Consider the following 21,288-nt stretch of genomic DNA (forward strand, 5'->3'; position numbering starts at 1 on the left):
GGCCGTTAGCGTACAAATCCCTATTCTTCTTCACCCGGCGCTCAAGGCTGATAATGCGACTGGTTTTTTCGACTCTATTTAGCTCCACCCTGGCCCTGCTGCTGGCCAGTACCGCTGTGATCGCAGCCCCGCAACCCTACCTGACGGTGTATGGCGAACCGGCCAAATATGCCGCCAACTTCACCCATTTCGACTATGCCAACCCCAACGCACCCAAGGGCGGCAGCCTACGGCGTTCGGCCATCGAGATCGGGCGCTTCGACCATGTGCTGCCGTATATCGACAAAGGCATCGGCGTCTCCCAGATCGACGGCTGGGTGTATTCGCCGCTGGCACTGCGCTCGCTGGATGAGCCGTACACCGTTTACGGCCTGGTCGCCGAGAAGATGGAGCGTGCGGACGACGGCCTGTCGCTGCGCTTCTACCTCAACCCCAAGGCACGGTTCGCCGATGGCACACCGATCACCGCCGAAGACGTGCGCTATAGCTTCGATTTGCTGATGACCCAGGGCAGCCTGCACTTTCGCACGCTGTTTGCTGACGTCAAACACGTCGAAGTCGAAGGCGAGCGCCAGGTGCGCTTCGATTTTTCCAGCGATGAAAACCGCACCCTGCCGCTGGATATCGCCACCCTGCCGGTGTTCCCCGAGCACTGGTGGAAAACCCGCGACTTCGCCAACGGCGGCGGCTATGAAGCGCCGCTGGGCAGTGGCCCGTACAAGGTCAGCAAGATCGACGCGGGCAGCACCATCACCTTTACCCGCAACCCTGACTGGTGGGGCAAGGACTTACCGGTCAGCCGTGGCCTGTACAACTTCGATCACCTGAGCCTGGAATATTTCGGCGACACCGAAGTGGCGCGCCAGGTGCTGCGTGGCGGCGCGTATGACTTCAACCGCGAGTTCTCCGCCACCGGCTACTCCATCGGCTACAACGGCCCGGCGCTGGATGACGGTCGCCTGCAACGGGCGCACCTGGCCAAAGAGATGCCGCAACCGGCCCAGGGCTACGTGTTCAACGTGCAGAACCCGATGTTCAAGGACCGCCGCGTGCGCCAGGCCCTGGCGATGCTGTGGGATTTCGAATGGGCCAACCGGCAGATGATGCGCAACCTGTACATCCGCCAGCAGAGCTACTTCTCCAATAGCCCGTTGGCCGCGAGCCAATTGCCGACCCCAGAAGAACTGGCGATCCTCGAACCCCTGCGCGGCCAGGTGCCCGACGAGGTGTTCACCCAGGTTTTCAAGGCACCGGTCACCGACGGCAGCGGCATGATCCGCGACAAGCAACTGCAAGCCCTGGCCCTGCTGGAAGAAGCCGGCTGGAAACCCGACGGCGACAAGCTGGTCAACGCCGAGGGCGAGCCGCTGGCGTTCACCTTCCTCAATGCCCAGGCCGGCCTGGAACGTCTGTTGCTGCCGTACAAGCGCAACCTGGCACAGATCGGCATCACCCTGAACATCCGCCGCATCGACGCCTCGCAGTACGTCAACCGGCTGATGACACGGGACTACGACATGATCGTCACCGGTTTCCCGGTCACCATGTCGCCGGGGATGGAGCTGTACAACTACTTCGGCTCCGCCGCCGCATTCGACCCGGGCGCCAACAACTACACGGTGCTCAAGGACCCGGCCATCGACAGCCTGATCAAAGGCCTGGTCAAGGCCAACACCCAGGCGCAGATGCTCACCTACGCCCATGCCCTGGACCGCGTGCTGCAATGGAACTACCTGTGGATCCCCAACTACTACCCGCCCGGCACCTCTGCCGCGTGGTGGAACCGCTTCGGGCGCCCAGCCATCGAGGCGAAAAATGACGAAGCCCTGGAAACCTGGTGGGAAATCAGCCCCACACCACTGACGAACGAACAAATGAACGCGCAGCTTAAAAAACGCGGAGGGGCCCACTGATGTTTGCCTATATCGTGCGCCGCCTGCTGTTGATCATCCCGACGCTGGTGATCATCCTGCTGGTCAACTTCGTGATCGTACAGGCCGCGCCCGGCGGGCCGGTGGAACAGGCGATCGCCCACCTGCAAGGCATCGGCGGCGGTGCCATCGGCGGCTCCGCAGGCGAAGGCCTCAGCAGCGGCTCGCGGGCCAGCCGGGGCCTGGACCCGAAACTGATCAAGGACATCGAAAAACAATACGGCTTCGACAAACCGGCGCCGGAACGCCTGTGGCTGATGCTCAAGAGCTACGCCCAACTGGACTTCGGCAACAGCTTCTTTCGCGGCGCGACAGTCACCGACCTGATCCTGGAAAAAATGCCGGTCACCCTCTCCCTCGGTCTGTGGGCGACGCTGATCACCTACCTGGTGTCGATCCCATTGGGGATTCGCAAGGCGGTGCGCCATGGCAGCAGCTTCGATGTGTGGAGCAGCACCGCGATCGTGATCGGCTATGCGATGCCGGCGTTCCTGTTTGCGATGTTCCTGATCGTGGTGTTCGCCGGCGGCACGTCGCTGAACTGGTTCCCGGTGCGCGGCCTGGTCTCGGAAAACTTCGACGAGCTGAGCACGGTCGGCAAGGTCGCCGACTATTTTTGGCACCTGGTCTTGCCGGTCACGGCGCTGGTGATTGGCGGCTTCGCCACGCTGACCATCCTGACGAAAAACTCGTTCCTCAATGAAATCACGCGCCAGTACGTGGTCACCGCCCGCGCCAAAGGCTTGAGCGAACACCGCGTGCTGTACGGCCACGTGTTCCGCAATGCGATGCTGCTGGTGATTTCGGGGATTCCCCAGGCGTTTATCAGCGTGTTCTTTGCCGGCTCGCTGCTGATCGAAGTGATCTTCTCCCTCGATGGCCTCGGACGCATGAGCTACGAAGCCGCCGTGTCCCGCGACTATCCGGTAGTGTTTGGCTCGTTGTTTATCTTCACCCTGTTCGGCCTCCTGATAAAACTGATCGGCGACCTCTGCTACACCCTGGTGGACCCGCGTATCGACTTCGCCGCGAGGAACGCCTGATGCTGAACCTGTCTCCCGTGGCCCGCCGACGTTTCGAACGTTTCAAGAAAAACCGGCGCGGCTGGTGGTCGCTGTGGCTGTTTATCGGCCTGTTTATCCTGACCCTGGGCGGCGAGTTGATCGCCAACGACAAGCCGCTGGTGCTCAGCTACCAGAACGAGCTGTATTTCCCAGTGTTCAAACGCTACACCGAACAGCAGTTCGGCGGGCAATTGCCGTTCCAGGCGGACTATCGCAGCGACTACGTGCAGAAGCTGATCAAGCAGGACGGCGGCTGGATGCTGTTCCCGCCGGTGCCGTTCAGCGATGACACGCCTAACTACGAGCTGACCCGCCCTGCCCCCAGCCCACCTTCAGCGGTGAACTGGCTGGGCACCGATGACCAGTCGCGCGACGTACTGGCGCGGGTGATCTTCGGCGCGCGGGTGTCGATCCTGTTTGCCCTGGCGCTCACGGTGATCAGTGCGAGCATCGGCATCGCTTCCGGCGCGCTGCAGGGTTACTACGGCGGCTGGGTCGACTTGCTCGGCCAACGCCTCCTGGAAGTGTGGTCCGGGTTGCCGGTGCTGTACCTGCTGATCATCCTGTCCGGTTTTGTCGAACCGAACTTCTGGTGGCTGCTGGGGATCATGGCGCTGTTTTCCTGGCTGGCCCTGGTGGATGTGGTGCGCGCCGAGTTCCTGCGCGGGCGCAACCTGGAGTACGTCAAGGCGGCGCGGGCGTTGGGCTTGGGCGACGCCAAGATCATTCGCCGGCATATCCTGCCCAATGCCATGACGGCTACCCTGAGCTACCTGCCGTTCATTTTGACTGGTGCGATTTCCACCTTGAGCGCCCTGGACTTCCTCGGCTTCGGCATGCCGGCAGGCAGCGCGTCGTTGGGTGAGTTGATCGCCCAGGGCAAGCAGAACCTGCAAGCGCCCTGGTTGGGCCTGACGGCGTTTTTCACCTTGGCGCTGATCCTGTCGCTGCTGGTATTTATCGGCGAGGCGTTGCGCGATGCCTTCGACCCCCGTTCATGAGTGAGTCCGTATGAGCGACAACCTGATCGAGATCCGCGACCTCTGCGTCGCCTTCAGCGGCCAGACCGTGGTGCACAACCTGAGCCTGGATGTACGCCCCGGCGAGTGCCTGGCGCTGGTCGGCGAGTCGGGCTCGGGCAAGTCGGTGACGGCCCTTTCGATCCTGCAATTGCTGCCCGAAGCCGGCACGCAAACCCGCGGCTCCGTGCGCTATCGCGGCCAGGAATTGATCGGTGCGTCGCCCGCCACCTTGCAAAAGCTACGCGGCAACCGCATCGCCATAATCTTCCAGGAGCCGATGACCTCCCTCAACCCGCTGCACAGCATCGAAAAGCAGATTGGCGAAACCCTGCTGTTGCACAAGGGCCTGGGCGGCAAGGCGGCGCAGGCGCGCATCATTGAGTTGCTGGAACTGGTCGGTATCCAGAAGCCCGAGGAACGGCTCAAGGCGTATCCGCACCAACTCTCCGGCGGCCAACGTCAACGCGTGATGATTGCCATGGCCCTGGCCTGCGAGCCGGAACTGCTGATCGCCGACGAGCCCACCACCGCGCTAGACGTGACCGTGCAGCGCAAGATCCTGCTGCTGCTCAAGTCCTTGCAACAACGCTTGGGCATGTCGCTGCTGCTGATCAGCCACGACCTCAACCTGGTGCGCAGCATGGCGCAGCGGGTGTGCGTGATGCATACCGGCGAGATCGTCGAGCAGGCCGACTGCGAGACCTTGTTCACCGCGCCGCAACACCCCTACAGCCGCTTGCTGCTGGATGCTGAACCGGCGGGCGAGGCGCTGTGCAGCGAAGCGCGTGAAACGGTGTTGCAGGTGGACGACCTGAGCGTGCAATTCCCCCTCGGCGGCGGCCTGTTTCAGCGCAAGACTTACCTGCGCGCGGTGGACGGCATCAGCCTCAGCGTGCAGCGCGGCAAGACCCTGGGCATCGTCGGTGAGTCGGGCTCGGGTAAATCCACCCTGGGCCAGGCGATCCTGCGCCTGCTGGACTCCACCGGCAGCATCCGCTTCCAGGGGGTGGCCCTCGACCCGCTCAATCACCAGCAGATGCGCCCATGGCGCAAGCAGATGCAGGTGGTGTTTCAGGACCCTTACGGCAGCCTCAGCCCGCGCATGTCGGTGCAGCAGATCATCAGCGAAGGCCTGGAAGTGCATGCGCCGTGCAGCCTTGCCGAGCGTGACGCGCAGGTGATCCAGGTGCTCAAGGACGTCGGCCTCGACCCGGCCAGCCGGCATCGCTACCCCCACGAGTTTTCCGGTGGCCAGCGCCAACGCATTGCCATCGCCCGCGCCCTGGTGCTCAGGCCCGCGTTGATGCTGCTCGACGAGCCCACCTCAGCCCTCGACCGCACGGTGCAGAAGCAAGTGGTGGCGTTGCTGCGCGAACTGCAGGACAAATACGGCCTGACCTACCTGTTTATCAGCCATGACCTGGCCGTGGTCCGCGCCATGGCCCACGACATGATCGTGATCAAGGACGGCAAGGTCGTGGAGCGTGGCGCCAGCCATGACGTATTCACATCGCCGCAGCACCCCTACACCCAGGAGTTGCTGGCGGCCGCCCTCGGATTGTCGAGATGAGTACCAGCCTCAAGGACTACCAACAGGTTCGCGGCCTGGCCATTCGGTCGCTGTTCGAGATCATCGAGCAGTCCAGCGAAGGCACGGTGATCGTCGACCGCGACGCCAACATCGTGTGGATGAACGAGCGCTACGCTAAGCGCTTCGGCCTTAAAAGCGCCGACGAAGCCATCGGCCAACCCTGCGAAAAAGTCATCTCCAACAGCCTGCTACGCCAGGTGGTGAGCACAGACCTGCCGATCCTGCTGGATATTCAGGACACGCCCAAGGGACCGCTGGTGGTGATGCGCCTGCCGATCCACAACGACGCCGGCGCGGTGATCGGCGCCATCGGCTTTGCGCTGTTCGATGAGCTGCGCAACCTGTCGCCGCTGATCGAGCGTTACCTGAGCATGCAGCAGGAGCTGGCGTCGACCCGCTCGCTGCTGCGTTCGCGCCAGAGCAAGTACACCTTTGCGCACTTTATCGGCACCAGCGCCGCCAGTTTGGAAGTCAAACGCCGTGCGCGGCGCAGCGCGAGCGCCGAGTCGCCGGTATTGCTGCTCGGCGAAACCGGCACCGGCAAGGAGTTGCTGGCCCAGGCGATCCACGGCGCCTCAACACGCGCGCACAAAGCATTTGTCAGCATCAACAGCGCAGCCATTCCCCATGACCTGCTCGAGGCCGAGTTCTTCGGCACCGCGCCCGGTGCGTTTACCGGCGCCGATCGCAAAGGCCGCCCCGGCAAGTTGCAGATCGCCCAGGGCGGCACGCTGTTTCTCGATGAAATCGGCGACATGCCCCTGCCGCTGCAAAGCAAGCTGCTGCGGGTGTTACAGGAGAAGGAATACGAACCGGTCGGCTCCAACGAGATGCTGCACAGCGATGTGCGCGTGATTGCCGCCACGTCCATGGACCTGGAAGCGGCGATCAAACGCGGCGAGTTTCGGGCGGACCTGTATTACCGGTTGAATGTGCTGCCGATCCGGGTGCCACCGTTGCGCGAGCGGCTGGAGGATATTCCGGCGTTGAGCGAAGCGATCCTCGAAGAACTGCGCAGCCACCACGAACTGGATCGCGAGGCCCTGGCGTTGTTGGCGCAGCATGCGTGGCCGGGGAATATCCGCGAGCTGCGCAACGTGCTGGAGCGCGCGGCGTTGTTGAGCGATGACCTTGTACTGGATGCAGCAGAGATTCGCGCCGCCATCGGCACGTTCAGCCCGGTGGCGCGCGGGGCGCTGGAGACCGTCGAGGGCGAGACGTTTGCGGCGGCGCGCGAGCGCTTTGATCGGCAGGTGATTGGGGCGGCGCTCAAGGCCTGCGACGGGAATGTGGTGGACGCGGCCCAGCGCTTGGGGCTGGGCAGGTCGACCTTGTACAAGAAAATGGTCGCGCTGGGCCTGGCCACATCTCAATAAAGAGACACAAATCTCAATACAAAGACAATCCTTGTGGGAGGGGGCTTGCCCCCGATGGCAGTGCCTCAGTCAGCCTATTCTTTGCAGACCCACCGCTATCGGGGGCAAGCCCCCTCCCACCTTTGATCTGTTTTTGTCTCTAGATTGAGACTAAATCTGGAAAGTTTGTTCATGTGTACGTGAATATCTATGTTTTTCAATAGGTTATGAACATGGCACACATCTCGCTATAGCCTTCCTCCACAGCTTCACCCCACAAAAATAACAATCCGATGGAGACACACCATGAGTGTGATCATTGCCCTGGCAGCCCTCGCGCTGCTGATGCTGGCTGCCTACCGTGGCTATAGCGTTATCCTGTTTGCCCCCATCGCCGCCCTCGGCGCCGTCCTGCTCACCGACCCGTCCGCCGTCGCCCCTGCGTTTACCGGGGTGTTCATGGAGAAAATGGTCGGTTTCATCAAGCTGTATTTCCCGGTATTCCTGCTCGGTGCCGTGTTCGGCAAGCTGATCGAGCTGTCGGGTTTCTCGCGCTCCATCGTCGCAGCCGCGATCCGTTTGCTCGGCACGCGCCAGGCGATGCTGGTGATCGTGCTGGTCTGCGCCCTGCTCACCTACGGCGGCGTGTCGCTGTTCGTGGTGGTGTTTGCGGTGTACCCGTTCGCGGCGGAGATGTTCCGCCAGAGCGATATCCCCAAGCGCCTGATTCCGGCGACCATTGCCCTGGGTGCGTTCTCCTTCACCATGGACGCGCTGCCCGGCACGCCGCAGATCCAGAACATCATCCCCAGTACGTTCTTCAACACCACCGCCTGGGCCGCGCCGTGGTTGGGGCTGATCGGCACGGTCTTCGTGTTCTGCACCGGCATGCTCTACCTGGCGCGCCAGCGCAACAAGGCGCAACGGGCCGGTGAAGGCTACGGCACCGAGCTGCGCAACGAGCCGGAGACCGCCGAAAACCTGAGCCTGCCTAACCCCTGGATCGCGCTGTCGCCGCTGATCCTGGTGGGGGTGATGAACCTGCTGTTCACCCACTGGATTCCGCAGTGGTACGGCAAGACCCACAGCCTCAGCCTGCCGGGCATGAGCACGCCGGTGACCACCGAAATCGCCAAGCTCACTGCGATCTGGGCGGTGCAAGCGGCGCTGCTGGTGGGCATCGTCATGGTGCTGGTGTTCGGCTGGTCAGCAATCAAAAGCAAGCTCGCCGAAGGCAGTAAGAGCGCGGTCAGTGGTGCGTTGCTGGCGGCGATGAACACCGCTTCGGAATACGGCTTTGGTGCAGTGATCGCCTCGCTGCCGGGCTTTCTGGTGCTGGCGGACTGGCTCAAGGGCATCCCCAACCCGCTGGTCAACGAAGCGATCACCGTGACCCTGCTGGCCGGTATCACCGGCTCGGCGTCCGGCGGCATGAGCATCGCCCTGGCGGCGATGTCCGAGAGTTTTATTGCTGCGGCCCACGCGGCCAATATCCCGCTTGAAGTGCTGCACCGGGTCGCGGCCATGGCCAGCGGCGGCATGGACACCCTGCCCCACAACGGCGCGGTGATCACGTTGCTGGCGGTCACCGGGCTGACCCACCGCGAAGCCTACAAGGACATCTTCGGCATCACGATTATCAAGACCCTCGCGGTGTTCGTGGTGATCGGTACTTTCTACGCCACCGGCATTGTGTGAGGTTTCTATGACGAACTTGAACGGCAAGACCGCCCTGGTCACCGGCTCCACCAGCGGTATCGGCTTGGGCATCGCCTTGAGTTTGGCCGAGGCCGGCGCCAACCTGATCCTCAACGGCTTCGGCGACGCCAGCGCGGTGATCGCCCAGGTGCAGGCATTCGGCGGCAAGGTTGGGCACCACCCGGCGGACGTCAGCGACCCGGCGCAGATCGCCGACATGATCACCTACGCCGAGCGCGAATTCGGCGGCGTGGACATTCTGGTCAACAACGCCGGCATCCAGCATGTGGCGGCGGTGGAAGCGTTCCCGGTGGAACGCTGGGATGCGATCATCGCGATCAACCTGTCGTCGGTGTTCCACAGCACGCGCCTGAGCCTGCCGGGCATGAAGGCCAAGGGCTGGGGGCGCATCGTCAATATCGCCTCGGTGCATGGCCTGGTGGGGTCGGTGGGCAAAGCCGCGTATGTGGCGGCCAAGCACGGCGTGATCGGCCTGACCAAGGTGGTCGGCCTGGAAACCGCCACCAGCAACGTGACCTGCAACGCGATTTGCCCCGGCTGGGTGCTGACGCCGCTGGTGCAGAAGCAGATCGATGACCGCGCGGCCAACGGTGTCGACCCGCAACAGGCCCAGCATGATTTGCTCGCGGAGAAGCAGCCGTCGCTGGAGTTCGTGACCCCGCCGCAACTGGGCGAGTTGGTGCTGTTTTTGTGCAGCGAGGCCGGTGCCCAAGTGCGGGGCGCGGCGTGGAATATCGATGGTGGGTGGCTGGCTCAATAAAACCAGACACTGGAGATTAAAACTGTGGGAGGGGGCTTGCCCCCGATGGCGGTGTATCAGTTAACACATTGATGACTGACCCATTGCTATCGGGGGCAAGTCGAATCGGCGCACCGCCCCTCCCACATTGGAACTCTATTGTTTGGAAGACTTGTACAAGAATAAGAGACTTTGCTGATGTCCGAGATCCTCTGGCAACCCTCCCCCGAACGCATCCGCCACACCCGGATGGACCAGTTCCGGCGCTTTATCAATGACCGCTACAGCGTGCAGCTCAGCGACTACCCAGCCTTGCACCAGTGGAGCATCGATCAGCGAGCCGACTTCTGGCAGGCGCTCGTGACGTTTTTCGACGTGCAGTTTCGCAGCCCGCCCAGCGCGGTGTTGATCGAAGACGCCGAGATGCCCAGCGCCCAGTGGTTCCCCGGCGCAACCCTGAACTTTGCCGAACACCTGCTGCGCCGTCGCGACGATCACCCCGCTGTAGTCGCCATCGGCGAAGACGGCCAGCGCGAGCAACTGAGCTACGCCGAGCTGGCCGCCCACGTCGCCGGCCTGCAACGCAGCCTGCGGGCGGCCGGGGTTGGGCTGGGCGACCGGGTCGCCGCGTGCATGCCCAACACCTGGCAAACCCTGGTCGGCATGCTCGCCACCAGCAGCCTGGGCGCGATCTGGTCGTGCTCATCACCAGACTTCGGCACCCAAGGCGTGATCGACCGTTTCGGCCAGATCGAACCCAAGGTGCTGATCACCTGCGCCGGTTACCGCTACGCCGGCAAGACCATCGACCAGAGCGCCAAGCTCAACGAGATCCTCGAACGCCTGCCGTCCCTGCAGCAACTGATCATCGTGCCGTATGCCCGGCCCCAGGCGCGGGTCGAGGACTATCGGAGCGCCGCCAACGTTGCGCTGTGGAGTGACTTCTACCAACCCGGCGGCGCACCTGAATTCGTTGCGGTGCCGTTTGACCATCCGCTGTATATCCTCTATTCCAGCGGCACCACCGGCGTGCCCAAGTGCATCATCCACGGCACCGGCGGCGTGCTGCTCACCCACCTCAAGGAACACGGCCTGCACGCGGACCTGTCCCGTGAGGATTGCCTGTTCTACTACACCACCTGCGGCTGGATGATGTGGAACTGGCTGGTCTCGGTACTGGCGCTCGGCGCCACGGCGGTGCTGTACGACGGCTCGCCGTTTCACCCTGGCCCCGAGCGCTTGATCGACCTGATCGACGCGGAACGGATCAGCGTGTTCGGCACCAGCCCCAAGTACCTCGTCACCCTGGAAAAGGCCGGGCTGCAGCCGCGCCTGAGCCATGACCTGGGCAGTCTCAAAGGGCTGATTTCGACCGGCTCGCCACTGTCGCCCCAGAGCTACGACTACGTGTACCGCGAGATCAAGCGCGAGGTGTGCCTGTCCTCGATGTCCGGCGGCACCGATATCGTCTCCTGCTTCGTCATCGGCAATCCGGTGTTGCCGGTGCGCCGCGGTGAAATGCAGTGCAAGAGCCTGGCGATGGCCATCGAGGTGTGGGACGACCAGGGGCGGCCGCTGGTCGGTGAAAAGGGCGAACTGGTGTGTACCCGGCACTTCCCCGCTATGCCCATTGGCCTGTGGAACGACCCGCAGCAGAAAAAACTGCGCGCCTCCTATTTCAGCCAATTCCCCGGCGTGTGGGCCCAGGGCGACTACGCCGAGCAGCGGCCCAACGGCAGCCTGCTGATTCACGGGCGCTCCGATGCGGTGCTCAACCCTGGCGGTGTGCGGATCGGCACCGCCGAGATTTATCGGCAGGTGGAAAAAGTCCCGCAGGTGCTGGAAAGCCTGGCCATTGGTCAGCGCTGGCAGGACGATGTGCGCGTGGTGCTGTTCGTGCGGCTCAACGATGGCGTCGAGCTGGATGACGCCCTCGAACAGCAGATCCGCCAGGTGATCCGCGCCAACACAACGCCACGGCATGTGCCGGCGAAGATCCTCACCGTCAGCGATATCCCGCGCACGATCAGCGGCAAGATCGTCGAACTGGCGGTGCGCAATGTGGTACATGGCGAACCGGTGAAAAACACCGACGCGCTGGCCAACCCGGAGGCCCTGGCACAGTTTCGCGACCGGCCTGAGCTGGCACGTTAAGGTGAAAGGTTTCAGCGCCAACGCACTCATTTGAAGACAAACCCCCAATGCATGCTATTTTTCGGGGGTAGTCACCCATCGTTGTCCCACCGGATAATGGGTGTTGTCATTTTTCAAAGCGTTACGCTCAGGGCTTTTTATGAAGGAAACATCCACCGGTAGCGAAGCCGCCGCATTGATTGCGCGGCTGGACTGGGCCAAAAGCCCCCTCGGTGAGGCCAATGATTGGCCGCAAAGCCTGCGCACCGCCGTGGATATTGTCGTCCCCTCGCCGATGCCGATGCTGCTGTTGTGGGGCAGCGAACTCATCCAACTCTACAACGACGCCTTCGCCCTGCTGGCGGGCAACAAGCACCCTGACGCGATGGGCCAACCGGCGCACCAGACCTGGCCGGAATTGCACAGTTTCACCGCACCGATCTATGACGCGGTTCTCAGCGGCCAGGTGCGATCCTTCAGCGAACAGCGCTTTGTCCTGCAGCGCAACCAGCGCGACACCGAGATCTGGCTTGACCTGACCTACAGCCCGATCCGCGATGAATGCGCCAGCGTGTCCGGCATCCTCGTCACCGCCATCGAAACCAACGAACGCCGCCAGTTCACCCAGGAACTGCAACAGCGCTCCGAAGCCAGCCTCAAAGCCAAGCAAAGCACCGAGCAACGCCTGCGCCACCTCAACGAAAACCTCGAAGAGCGTGTGGCCCAGCGTACCCTGGCACTCGCCGAGGCCAACCAGCGCCTGCAAAACGAGATGGTCGAACGCGAGCGCGCCGAAGACGCCCTGCGCCATGCGCAGAAGATGGAAGCGGTGGGCCAGCTCACAGGTGGCATCGCCCATGACTTCAACAATATGCTCACCGGCATCATCGGCAGCCTGGACCTGATGCAACGCTACATCACCGACGGGCGCAGCGACGACATCGGCCGCTTTGCCGACGCCGCCGTGGCCTCCGCCCATCGCGCCGCCGCCCTCACTCACCGCCTGCTCGCGTTCTCGCGGCGCCAGTCGCTGGACCGCCGCCCGCTCGATCCGAACCAGTTGGTGGCCTCGCTGGAAGACTTGTTCCGGCGCACCAAGGGCGCGCACATCACGCTCAAGGTGCAACTGGGCAACGATATCTGGCCGGTGAACACCGACGCCAGCCAGTTGGAAAACGCCCTGCTCAACCTGGTGATCAACGCCCGGGATGCCATGCCCGAAGGTGGCGAACTGCTGATCGAAACCGCCAACAGCTACCTGGACGGCACCGACATCACCACGCTGGAACCGGTCAAGGCCGGTGATTACGTGATGCTCGGCGTGTGCGACAACGGCACCGGCATGGCGCCGAAAATCCTGGCCAAGGCCTTCGATCCGTTTTTCACCACCAAACCCATCGGCCAGGGCACCGGCCTCGGGCTGTCGATGATCTATGGCTTCGCCCAGCAATCCGGCGGCCATGTGACCCTCCACAGCGAACCGGGCCAGGGCACCTGCGTGCGTTTGTATCTGCCACGCCTGCACGGCACCGCCCTGGAAAGCAGCCTGCCGACCAGCCTCAGTGAGGCGCCGGTGGCCCTGGCCGGAGAGGCCGTGGTGGTGGTCGAGGACGACCCGGCCGTGCGCATGCTGGTGGTGAATGTACTCGATGAACTGGGCTACACCGCACACCAGGCAGCGGATGCGCGCACGGCCTTGCCGCTGCTGGAATCGGACTTGCGCGTGGATTTGCTGGTGACCGATGTGGGCCTGCCGGGCATGAACGGCCGGCAACTGGCGGAAATCGCCCGCCAGCATCGCCCGGGCCTGCGCATCTTGTTCATGACCGGTTATGCGCAAAAAGCCACCGAACGCCAGGGCCTTCTGGAAGACGGCATGGACATGGTCGCCAAGCCGTTTTCCATCGACCTGCTCGCCACCAAAATTCGCAGCATGATCAGCGTCGATGATTCAGTTAAGGCATAATCGCGCGCCGTCGCACACTTGGTAGAGAACCATGAAAGCCCAAGCCCGCCATATCCTAGTGAAAACCAGCGAAGAAGCCGAACAGCTCAAGCAGCGCATCGCCAAGGGCGAAGCGTTTGATGTGCTGGCCAAGAAGTATTCCACCTGCCCGTCTGGCAAGCGCGGCGGCGATCTTGGCGAGGTTCGGCCGGGGCAAATGGTCGGCGTGATTGATGCGGTGATCTTCAAGAAGCCGCTGCGGGTGGTGCATGGGCCGGTCAAGAGCAAGTTTGGGTACCACTTGGTGCAGGTGTTTTATCGGGATTGATGGGTTGGCTTTAGGCCGCTATCGGGGGCAAGCCCCCTCCCACAGTGAGCGCATTTCATCTGGAAGAATGCGGTCAACTGTGGGGGGGGCTTGCCCCCGATCCGCCGCAGGCGGCCATTCACGCCCGAGGAATCAACGCCCCCGGCACCTGGATAACCCGGCTCGCCAGCCGATGCCCAGCCAAGGCCGCCTCTTGCGGCGAACCACCCTTGAGCCGACTGGCCAGGTACGCCGCACTGAACGAGTCCCCCGCCGCCGTGGTGTCTACCACCGTCTCGACCTTCAACGCTGGCACGGCAAAGCGCTGACCTGCGCAACGAATCAAACAGTCTTCGGCACCGCGCTTGAGCACGACTTCCGCGATTGCCGGATACGCCGCGAACACCTGCTCGCTGTCGGCATAACCAAACAACGCGTACTCGTCATCCTCGGTCAACAAGGCAATATCCACTTCGGCCAACACCTTGTGATAGGCCGCACGCGCCGCCTCGATACTGGCCCACAAACGCGGCCGGTAGTTGTTGTCGAACACCACCTGACTGCCGCGCCGACGGGTTTCGATCAAGGCGTGCAACAAACGCTCACGCCCAACTTCACCCAGCACCGCCAGGGTGATGCCGCTGAAATACACCACGTCATAGCCCGGTAACGCCGCCAAAATCGGTGCAGCGGCTGCCGTGGTGAAGCAGTCGCGCACGGCCGCTTCGTTGCGCCAGTAGAGGAATTTGCGCTCGCCATTGGCGTCGGTCTGGATGCAGTACAAACCCGGCAACCGCCCGGGTAGGCGCTGGACCATGTCTAGGCCAAGGCCTTCGGCGGTCCACTGTTGGCACATGGCATCGCTGAAGCTGTCATCGCCCAGGGCGGTGACGTAGTCGACGCTGCCGAGCGCCCCCAGCTCGCGGCGCAGGTACACCGCCGCGTTCAGGGTGTCGCCGCCGAAGCTCTGGTGCAGGCTGCCGTCGGCGCGGTGTTGCAGTTCGATCATGCATTCGCCGATGAGGGCGATGCGAGGGGTGGTGTTCATGCCTGTTGTCTCCGGTGCGGCTGATGGCCCCTTCGCGGGCAAGCCCGCTCCCACCTTTGAATGTGTTCGCACACCCAAAGGTCGCAGCGGGTTTGCTCACGATAGAGGCGACGCGGTCTAGAAGCAGGTATGCAGGGACTCGATCACCTGAAGTTGCTCATCCACCAGGCAACCGACCTGCCACTTGTCGAAGGTCAGGCACGGGTGGGAAGTCCCGAAGGAAATGATGTCGCCGATGCGCAGTTCAACCCCCGGTGCCACGCTCATGAACGCATGCTGGTCCATCACCGCTGTGACCTTGCACGCGCTTATGTCATCGCCTTGCGCCGGCACAATCCCGGCCTTGTAGCGCTTGAGCGGCACCGGCAAACCAGCGTCGTAAGCCACATCGCGTTTGCCCAGGGCGATCACCGCGAAGCCAGGCTCAGGCAACGATTGCACATGGGCCCAGACTTCCAGCGCCGGGCGCAGGCCTTCATTGAGGTCGCTACGCCGGTCGAGCACGCAGCATTGCGCGTCTTTGTAGATGCCGTGGTCATGGGCTACATAGCTGCCGGGACGCAGCACGCTGAGGAACCGACCGGCGGCGTTTTGCGTTTCGAAGGACTCGGCAATCAAGTCATACCAGGCCGATCCCGATGCGGTGATGATCGGCTTGGCCAGGTCGAACGAGCCATTGTTCTGCAGGTCCACGGCGAGGCGCACCAGGCTCGCGGCGAATTCGCGGATGCCGCTGATGGCGTGCTCACCGTGGATCACGCCTTCGTAGCCTTCGATACCGGTCAGTACCAACGCCGGCTGGGCCTTGATTGCCTTGGCCAGGTCGCGTACCGCCTGCTCGCTACGGCAACCACAACGGCCACCGACCACGCCGTACTCGATCATCACGTTCAGGTGCAGGCCACGGGCGGCGAAGAACAGGCCCAGGTCGGCGACGTTATCCGGGTGGTCGACCAGGCAGTGGAAGTCAAAGTCCGCGTCGGCCAGCAACTCGGCGATCAACGCCATGTTCGGCGCGCCCACCAGTTGGTTGGCCATCAACACACGGCGCACGCCACCGGCATAGGCGGCGCGGGTCTGTACCGCGCTGGCCAGGGTGATGCCCCAGGCACCGGCGGCGATCTGGCGCTGGAACAGGGCCGGCATCATGCTGGTCTTGCCATGGGGCGCAAGCTCGGCGCCGCTGTTGCTGACAAAGGCCTGCATCCAGCGAATGTTGTGTTCGAGGGCGTCGCGGTGCAGCACCAGGGCCGGCAGGCTGACGTCACGGACCAGATGGGCGCCGACGGCGGCGGCGCCTTTTGCAACGGCGTTGATGGCAGACATGAACAGCTCCTATTCGTTGATGCGACGGGCCAGGTTGTTGGCGCTTTCGATCAACACCCGGCGGTAGTCATTGTAGTTTTGACTGGCATCGGCCCGGGGGGCGACGATGCACAGGGTCGCAATGCTCACGCCCTGCGCGTCCCGGACCGGGGCGGCAAAGCAATGGGTAAAGGTGTCGGCCACGCTGTCGAAGGAAAAGAAGCCCTCGGTGCTGGCCTGACGGATCTGCGCGAGGAAGGTCTCCAGCGGCAAGCGCTGGCCGTCCGGCAGGATGAAGTCGTCGGGGTCGATCAGGTCGACGATCTGCTGGTCGCTCAAGTGCCCCAGTAACAGGCGCCCGGACGCGGTCCACGGGATCGGCGCGTTTTCGCCGATGTCCGAGGAAATCCGGAAATGCCGCTCGCCTTCACGCATCAGCGCCACCGTGTATTTTCGCCCGTTGAGCAGGCACATCTGCGCGGTTTCGTGGGTCTGGCTGACGATCGCCTGCAAGGCATGGTCGGCCTCGCGGGTCAGGTCGAAATGGCGCAGGTGCGCCTGGCCGAGGAAGTACAGCTGGCGGCCGAGGTAGACATGCCCGTCCTTGCCCACGGTTTCCAGGATGCGGCGTTCCAGTAAGGAGGCGACCAACTCGTAGACCGTGGACTTGGGGCTGCCGATGCCGCTGGCAATATCATTCGGGCGCAGGGGCTGGCCGATTTCCTTGAGAAAATCGAGGATATCGAATGCACGGTCCAGGCCTTTGGCGCGGCGTTTGATGGTGTCTTCGGTCATGGAAGTTTCGGTCCGCTCGAAATGGTAGGGCTGGCGCAGGTCCACTGTGGGAGGGGGCTTGCCCCCGATGGCGGTGTGCCAGTAGACACATCTGTTGCTGATACACCGCTATCGGGGGCAAGCCCCCTCCCACATTGGATTTGATGTGGTCTTGAGATGCGGGCATTTAGCCCTTTTTCTTGTAGGCCACGCAATCGATCTCGACCTTGCAATCCACCATCATGTTGGCCTGCACGCAGGCGCGCGCCGGGGCGTGTTCGGGGGTGAAGTATTCGCCGAAGACTTTGTTGAAGCTCCAGAAATCCCGGGGGTCTTCCAGCCAGACGCCGACGCGCACCACGTCTTTCAACGCGTAGCCGGCCTCTTCGAGAATCGCCACCACGTTGCGCATCGTCTGGCGGGTTTGTTCGACGATGCCGCCGTTGATGATTTCACCGTCCACCGCCGGCACCTGGCCCGAGACGTAGAGCCAGCCGTCCGCTTCCACCGCACGGGCGAAAGGACGTGGCTGGCCACCACCGGCGGTGCTGCCGGCGCCGTAACGCGTAATGCTCATAAATAGTGCTCCTTGACTGACAGTTAAAAACGAATGTTTTTCAGGAATTCCGCCAGGCGCGGCGACTGCGGGCGTTCGAAGATGTCCTTCGCCGAGCCCTGTTCTTCAATACGGCCCTGGTTCATGAAGACGATCTTGTCCGAGACTTCGTAGGCAAAGCGCATCTCATGCGTCACCAACAACATGGTCATGCCCTCTTCCGCCAGGCCCTTGATCACGCTGAGCACTTCGCCCACCAGTTCGGGGTCGAGGGCCGAGGTGACTTCGTCGAACAGCATCAGGCTCGGGTTCATCGCAATCGCACGGGCGATGGCCACGCGCTGTTGCTGGCCGCCGGACAACTGACCGGGGAAGTGATTGCGGCGCTCCAAGAGTCCTACACGGTCCAACCATTTTTCCGCCAAAGCCACGGCTTCGTCCTTAGGCATTTTCTTAACTTTCAACAAGCCCAAGGTGACGTTCTGCAGCGCCGTCAGGTGCGGGAACAGGTTGAACTGCTGGAATGCCATGCCGGTCATGGCGCGGTGCTGGGCGATCAGCCGCTCCGGATGGCGCACGCGCTTGCCGGCGATGTCGCGGTAGCCGATGGACTCGCCGTCCAGGGTGATTTGCCCGCCCTGGAATTCTTCCAGCAGGTTGACGCAGCGCAGCAGCGTGGTCTTGCCCGAGCCGCTGGAGCCGATCAACGTCACCACGTTGCCGCGCTGCATGGACAGGTCGACGCCCTTGAGCACCTCCACTGGGCCGTATTGTTTACGCAGGCCGCGAATGTCCAGCAGCGGTTGGGTTGTTTGAGGTTGGTTCATGGCAAGGCCACCCGCTTTTCAATGTAGCGCCCGAATAACTCGATGGCGTAGTTGATGACAAAAAACAGAAACCCGGCGAACAGGTAGAACTCCAGGGTCATGAAGGTGCGCGCGATCACCTGCTGGGTGCTGAGCAGCAACTCGGCGACGCCGATCACCGAAAGCAGGGTCGAGGCCTTGACGATTTCCGTGGAGGAATTGACCCAGGTCGGCAGGATCTGCCGCAGCGCCTGGGGTAGCAGCACGTAGCCCAGGGTCTGGTAGAACGTCAGGCCAATCGCCTTGCCCGCTTCCATTTGCCCGCGGGGAATGGCTTGCAGCGCGCCGCGCACGATCTCCGCGACGTGGGAGCCGCAGAACAACGTCAGCCCGACCGCACCGGCCTGGAACGCGCTGATCTGCCAACCGAGCGCCGGCAGCATGTAGAAACACGCCAACACCAGCACAAACACCGGCGTGCCACGGATCAGGTCGACATACAGGCGAAACGGCGCGCGCATCCAGAATCTACCGTAAGTCAGGATCAACCCCGCGACGATGCCGATCAGGGTGCCGAAGATAATCGCCAGCGCCGAGACATAGACGCTGGCCTGGAACCCCGCCCAGAGGGTGTCCCGGGCGATCCACAACTCATGCAGCCAGCTGGGGGATTGGTACATGCGAGCCTCTTCTAACGACGGATCGCCAGACGCTGTTCCAGGTAACGGAGCAGCATGGCGATCAGGTAACAGGCGGCCACGTAGAGCGCGGTCGTGACCAGCCAGGTTTCAATCACCCGGTAGCTTTCGACGTTGATCTTGCGGGCGTAATAAGTCAGCTCCGGCACCGCGATCGCGGCCGCCAGCGAGGTGTCCTTGAACAGCGAAATGAAGTTGTTCGACAGCGCCGGCAGTACGTTGCGCAGCATCGCCGGCACGGTGATATAGGCGCGGATGCGCCACTCGCCGAGGCCGATGGCCAGCCCGGCTTCGCGCAAGCCCTTGGGAATATTCAACAGCCCGGCGCGGAACACTTCGGTCAGGTAGGCGCCGGCGTACAGCGACAGGGTGATGATGAACGAAGGGATCTTGTCCAGGCGGATGCCCAGGCTCGGCAACGCAAAGTAGATCAACAGGATCAGCACCAGGATCGGCGTATTGCGCACCACCGTCACATACACCGAAGCCAGGATGCGCAACGCCCGGTGCCTGGACAGCATGGCAAACGCCATCAGCAAGCCGATCACGCAGCCGATGGCGATCGACAGCAGCGCCAGCTCAAGGCCCAGCCACAGCCCCGCCAGCAAGGTGTCGAAGTCGCGCCACACGGCGGCAAAGTTCAACTGATAGTTCATGGTCGACAGTACCTGATGGGGGCGCCGTTCGCGGCGCCCCGGTTTTCACGAATCACTTGAACTCGACGGGGAAACCGATCGCAGGCTCCGGCAGGTCGACACCGAACCATTGCTTGAACGAGGCCTTGTAGGTAGGGAATTCCACACCGGTCATGGCTTCATGCAGCGCGGTATTGACGAAATTCAGCCAGTCCTGGTCGCCGCGCTTGACCGCGCACGCGTAGGTTTGCGGGCTCCAGGCGTAAGCCGGGCTGCGGTAGCGGCCAGGGTTCTGCACCATCAGGTATTTGACCGAAGACTGGTCGGTGGCGGCGGCATCGGCGCGGCCGGAGTTCACCGCCTGGTACATCAGGTCGACGCTGTCGTACTGATCGACCTTGGCCTTGGGCAGCGCCTGGTGGACCAGTTCTTCGGCGTAGACGTTTTGCAGCACGGCCACGGTGACGCCATCGCCGGCGGCTTGCAGGTCTTCGATTTCTTTGTATTTGCTGTTGTTCGGCAGCAGCAGGCCGACGCCTTCGCGGTAGTACGGCAGGGTAAACGCCACCTGCTGCGCTCGGCTGGCGGTGACGGTGATGAACTGGCAACTCATGTCGACCTTATCGGTCAGCAGGTTGGGAATCCGTGCGTCGGAAGACTGCACCACAAACTCGACCTTACTTGGGTCGTTGAACAAGCCCTTGGCCACAATGCGACCGATGTCGATATCGAACCCCTGCAACTTGCCATCCGCTCCCTGGAAGTGCCACGGCGCATTGGTACTGCCTGTACCCACGACCAGATGCCCACGCTTGAGCACATCATCGAGCTTGCTGCCCGCCGCCTGCACGGTGCTTGCGAGGGCAGCCGATGCGGCGAAGAGAAAAACACACGCTTTGAACACGGAAGGTCGGTGATGCATGACAAGCACTCCAGGAGTTGTGTATTCCGCTATACCGGAACTTGGTATGTAACAACGGAATAGACAGCAGAAAGTGTGCCATACGCAGTAATGGAAAAATACGCTGGGAATAAAGTCGTTTTAAATCAGCGGTATACATATTGATGCGGCATAAGGCGTAACACGAGTAACGGCAATCCCTTTGCTACCCAAGGCCCCACACCCCGTGACAGGTCCACATGGGCGCACCGCCCTGGCGTTACCGTGCACCTTTATCGCGCGCCCACACCTTGAACGGGCGTTGGCAGGTGTGTGAGTGACCTGTGAAGATTGACAGTAGACGTAGGTGATCTCCCCACCTAGCGTAAGCGCATGTACAACAGGGAGAAGCCCTCATGAACTATGTCAACGCCGTGGTTAAGGACAAGGCTGCGTTTGAACGGGAACTGAGTACCCCGCAGCCTGTGTTTGTCGTGTTCATCTCACATGACTGCACCGCGTGCAGTGACGCGATGCCGCGGTTCCTACGAATCAGCGAGCGTTACAAGGGCCAGGTCAAAGTCATGATCCTTGACTGCGTCAACACCCCCAAGCATCCGCGTGTCGACCGCATCCCGATGCTGCTGATCTACCGCGACCAGGTACTGCTCGACGCCCTGCCCGGCCTTGGCGAAGACGCGCTGAAAAAAGCCTTCGAGCAGTACACCCGAGCCTACGCGGTTACGCCTGTGGCAACGGCACCCGGAAAACCTGCATGAC

General features: G+C 62.6%; 19 protein-coding genes. 11 read left to right on the forward strand and 8 right to left on the reverse strand.

Annotated features, from left to right (window positions below):
* Positions 1–53: 53 nt before the first annotated feature.
* The 10 genes from ACS5Q8_RS16360 (at position 54) to ACS5Q8_RS16405 (ending at position 13,827) form a co-directional block, all read left to right on the forward strand.
* Positions 54–1,913 carry an extracellular solute-binding protein gene (locus ACS5Q8_RS16360; RefSeq protein WP_276193359.1) on the forward strand — a complete coding sequence of 620 codons (1,860 nt, stop codon included), beginning with the start codon at positions 54–56 and terminating at the stop codon, positions 1,911–1,913.
* Entirely contained in the window at positions 1,913–2,974 is a 1,062-nt protein-coding gene (locus ACS5Q8_RS16365; protein WP_443697926.1) for a microcin C ABC transporter permease YejB, read from the forward strand. The genes ACS5Q8_RS16360 and ACS5Q8_RS16365 overlap by 1 nt, the downstream gene beginning before the upstream one ends.
* Positions 2,974–3,996: an ABC transporter permease gene (locus ACS5Q8_RS16370; protein ID WP_276193360.1), complete on the forward strand. Its 1,023-nt coding sequence runs from the start codon at positions 2,974–2,976 to the stop codon at positions 3,994–3,996. The genes ACS5Q8_RS16365 and ACS5Q8_RS16370 overlap by 1 nt, the downstream gene beginning before the upstream one ends.
* A 10-nt stretch (positions 3,997–4,006) precedes the next feature.
* Positions 4,007–5,587 carry an ABC transporter ATP-binding protein gene (locus tag ACS5Q8_RS16375; protein WP_443697925.1) on the forward strand — a complete coding sequence of 527 codons (1,581 nt, stop codon included), beginning with the start codon at positions 4,007–4,009 and terminating at the stop codon, positions 5,585–5,587.
* Positions 5,584–6,984, forward strand: a complete 1,401-nt coding sequence (locus tag ACS5Q8_RS16380) for a sigma-54 interaction domain-containing protein (RefSeq protein WP_276193362.1) — start codon at positions 5,584–5,586, stop codon at positions 6,982–6,984. Before ACS5Q8_RS16375 ends, ACS5Q8_RS16380 begins: the two co-directional genes overlap by 4 nt.
* A 285-nt stretch (positions 6,985–7,269) precedes the next feature.
* Positions 7,270–8,661, forward strand: coding sequence for a GntP family permease (locus tag ACS5Q8_RS16385; RefSeq protein ID WP_443694436.1), 1,392 nt, complete (start codon positions 7,270–7,272; stop codon positions 8,659–8,661).
* A gap of 7 nt (positions 8,662–8,668) precedes the next feature.
* The gene (locus ACS5Q8_RS16390) at positions 8,669–9,442 is read left to right on the forward strand and encodes a 3-hydroxybutyrate dehydrogenase (protein WP_426101510.1); all 774 of its coding nucleotides are present in this window, start codon (positions 8,669–8,671) and stop codon (positions 9,440–9,442) included.
* Between the two features lie 177 nt (positions 9,443–9,619).
* Entirely contained in the window at positions 9,620–11,575 is a 1,956-nt protein-coding gene (locus ACS5Q8_RS16395; RefSeq protein ID WP_443694434.1) for an acetoacetate--CoA ligase, read from the forward strand.
* Between the two features lie 139 nt (positions 11,576–11,714).
* A complete protein-coding gene (locus ACS5Q8_RS16400; protein WP_465159149.1) occupies positions 11,715–13,520 on the forward strand; it encodes an ATP-binding protein in 1,806 nt (601 codons plus the stop codon).
* A gap of 31 nt (positions 13,521–13,551) precedes the next feature.
* Complete coding sequence (locus ACS5Q8_RS16405) at positions 13,552–13,827, forward strand: peptidylprolyl isomerase (protein ID WP_028622750.1); 276 nt, start codon at positions 13,552–13,554, stop codon at positions 13,825–13,827.
* 118 nt (positions 13,828–13,945) lie between these two features.
* Here ACS5Q8_RS16405 and ACS5Q8_RS16410 read toward each other — a convergent pair whose 3' ends face one another.
* The 8 genes from ACS5Q8_RS16410 to ACS5Q8_RS16445 all read right to left on the reverse strand — a co-directional run bounded on the left by ACS5Q8_RS16410 (position 13,946) and on the right by ACS5Q8_RS16445 (position 20,550).
* On the reverse strand, positions 13,946–14,854 hold the full coding sequence (locus tag ACS5Q8_RS16410; RefSeq protein WP_465159150.1) for a sugar kinase: 909 nt from the start codon (positions 14,852–14,854) through the stop codon (positions 13,946–13,948).
* A 117-nt stretch (positions 14,855–14,971) separates the two neighbouring features.
* Positions 14,972–16,180, reverse strand: coding sequence for an amino acid deaminase (locus ACS5Q8_RS16415; RefSeq protein ID WP_276193368.1), 1,209 nt, complete (start codon positions 16,178–16,180; stop codon positions 14,972–14,974).
* Positions 16,181–16,189: 9 nt separating this feature from the next.
* The gene (locus ACS5Q8_RS16420) at positions 16,190–16,954 is read right to left on the reverse strand and encodes an IclR family transcriptional regulator (RefSeq protein ID WP_247401380.1); all 765 of its coding nucleotides are present in this window, start codon (positions 16,952–16,954) and stop codon (positions 16,190–16,192) included.
* Between the two features lie 166 nt (positions 16,955–17,120).
* A complete protein-coding gene (locus tag ACS5Q8_RS16425) occupies positions 17,121–17,510 on the reverse strand; it encodes a RidA family protein (protein ID WP_276193369.1) in 390 nt (129 codons plus the stop codon).
* Positions 17,511–17,533: 23 nt separating this feature from the next.
* Entirely contained in the window at positions 17,534–18,316 is a 783-nt protein-coding gene (locus tag ACS5Q8_RS16430; protein ID WP_276193370.1) for an amino acid ABC transporter ATP-binding protein, read from the reverse strand.
* Positions 18,313–18,975, reverse strand: coding sequence for an amino acid ABC transporter permease (locus ACS5Q8_RS16435; RefSeq protein ID WP_276193372.1), 663 nt, complete (start codon positions 18,973–18,975; stop codon positions 18,313–18,315). The genes ACS5Q8_RS16430 and ACS5Q8_RS16435 overlap by 4 nt, the downstream gene beginning before the upstream one ends.
* A gap of 11 nt (positions 18,976–18,986) precedes the next feature.
* Complete coding sequence (locus ACS5Q8_RS16440) at positions 18,987–19,649, reverse strand: amino acid ABC transporter permease (protein WP_465159151.1); 663 nt, start codon at positions 19,647–19,649, stop codon at positions 18,987–18,989.
* A gap of 52 nt (positions 19,650–19,701) precedes the next feature.
* The gene (locus ACS5Q8_RS16445) at positions 19,702–20,550 is read right to left on the reverse strand and encodes a transporter substrate-binding protein (protein WP_276193374.1); all 849 of its coding nucleotides are present in this window, start codon (positions 20,548–20,550) and stop codon (positions 19,702–19,704) included.
* Positions 20,551–20,924: 374 nt separating this feature from the next.
* Between ACS5Q8_RS16445 and ACS5Q8_RS16450 the strand changes: the two genes are divergently transcribed.
* On the forward strand, positions 20,925–21,287 hold the full coding sequence (locus ACS5Q8_RS16450) for a thioredoxin family protein (RefSeq protein WP_276193375.1): 363 nt from the start codon (positions 20,925–20,927) through the stop codon (positions 21,285–21,287).
* Position 21,288 lies beyond the last annotated feature (1 nt).

The organism is Pseudomonas sp. PAMC25584 (assembly GCF_058135675.1).

Coding starts and splice junctions, on each gene's coding strand:
- ACS5Q8_RS16380 (WP_276193362.1), top strand. CDS start 5,584: ATGAGTACCAGCCTCAAGGACTACCAACAGGTTCGCGGCCTGGCCATT.
- ACS5Q8_RS16360 (WP_276193359.1), top strand. CDS start 54: ATGCGACTGGTTTTTTCGACTCTATTTAGCTCCACCCTGGCCCTGCTG.
- ACS5Q8_RS16440 (WP_465159151.1), bottom strand. CDS start 19,649: ATGAACTATCAGTTGAACTTTGCCGCCGTGTGGCGCGACTTCGACACC.
- ACS5Q8_RS16425 (WP_276193369.1), bottom strand. CDS start 17,510: ATGAGCATTACGCGTTACGGCGCCGGCAGCACCGCCGGTGGTGGCCAG.
- ACS5Q8_RS16400 (WP_465159149.1), top strand. CDS start 11,715: ATGAAGGAAACATCCACCGGTAGCGAAGCCGCCGCATTGATTGCGCGG.
- ACS5Q8_RS16395 (WP_443694434.1), top strand. CDS start 9,620: ATGTCCGAGATCCTCTGGCAACCCTCCCCCGAACGCATCCGCCACACC.
- ACS5Q8_RS16450 (WP_276193375.1), top strand. CDS start 20,925: ATGAACTATGTCAACGCCGTGGTTAAGGACAAGGCTGCGTTTGAACGG.
- ACS5Q8_RS16445 (WP_276193374.1), bottom strand. CDS start 20,550: ATGCATCACCGACCTTCCGTGTTCAAAGCGTGTGTTTTTCTCTTCGCC.
- ACS5Q8_RS16430 (WP_276193370.1), bottom strand. CDS start 18,316: ATGAACCAACCTCAAACAACCCAACCGCTGCTGGACATTCGCGGCCTG.
- ACS5Q8_RS16390 (WP_426101510.1), top strand. CDS start 8,669: ATGACGAACTTGAACGGCAAGACCGCCCTGGTCACCGGCTCCACCAGC.
- ACS5Q8_RS16370 (WP_276193360.1), top strand. CDS start 2,974: ATGCTGAACCTGTCTCCCGTGGCCCGCCGACGTTTCGAACGTTTCAAG.
- ACS5Q8_RS16410 (WP_465159150.1), bottom strand. CDS start 14,854: ATGAACACCACCCCTCGCATCGCCCTCATCGGCGAATGCATGATCGAA.
- ACS5Q8_RS16415 (WP_276193368.1), bottom strand. CDS start 16,180: ATGTCTGCCATCAACGCCGTTGCAAAAGGCGCCGCCGCCGTCGGCGCC.
- ACS5Q8_RS16420 (WP_247401380.1), bottom strand. CDS start 16,954: ATGACCGAAGACACCATCAAACGCCGCGCCAAAGGCCTGGACCGTGCA.
- ACS5Q8_RS16365 (WP_443697926.1), top strand. CDS start 1,913: ATGTTTGCCTATATCGTGCGCCGCCTGCTGTTGATCATCCCGACGCTG.
- ACS5Q8_RS16435 (WP_276193372.1), bottom strand. CDS start 18,975: ATGTACCAATCCCCCAGCTGGCTGCATGAGTTGTGGATCGCCCGGGAC.
- ACS5Q8_RS16385 (WP_443694436.1), top strand. CDS start 7,270: ATGAGTGTGATCATTGCCCTGGCAGCCCTCGCGCTGCTGATGCTGGCT.
- ACS5Q8_RS16375 (WP_443697925.1), top strand. CDS start 4,007: ATGAGCGACAACCTGATCGAGATCCGCGACCTCTGCGTCGCCTTCAGC.
- ACS5Q8_RS16405 (WP_028622750.1), top strand. CDS start 13,552: ATGAAAGCCCAAGCCCGCCATATCCTAGTGAAAACCAGCGAAGAAGCC.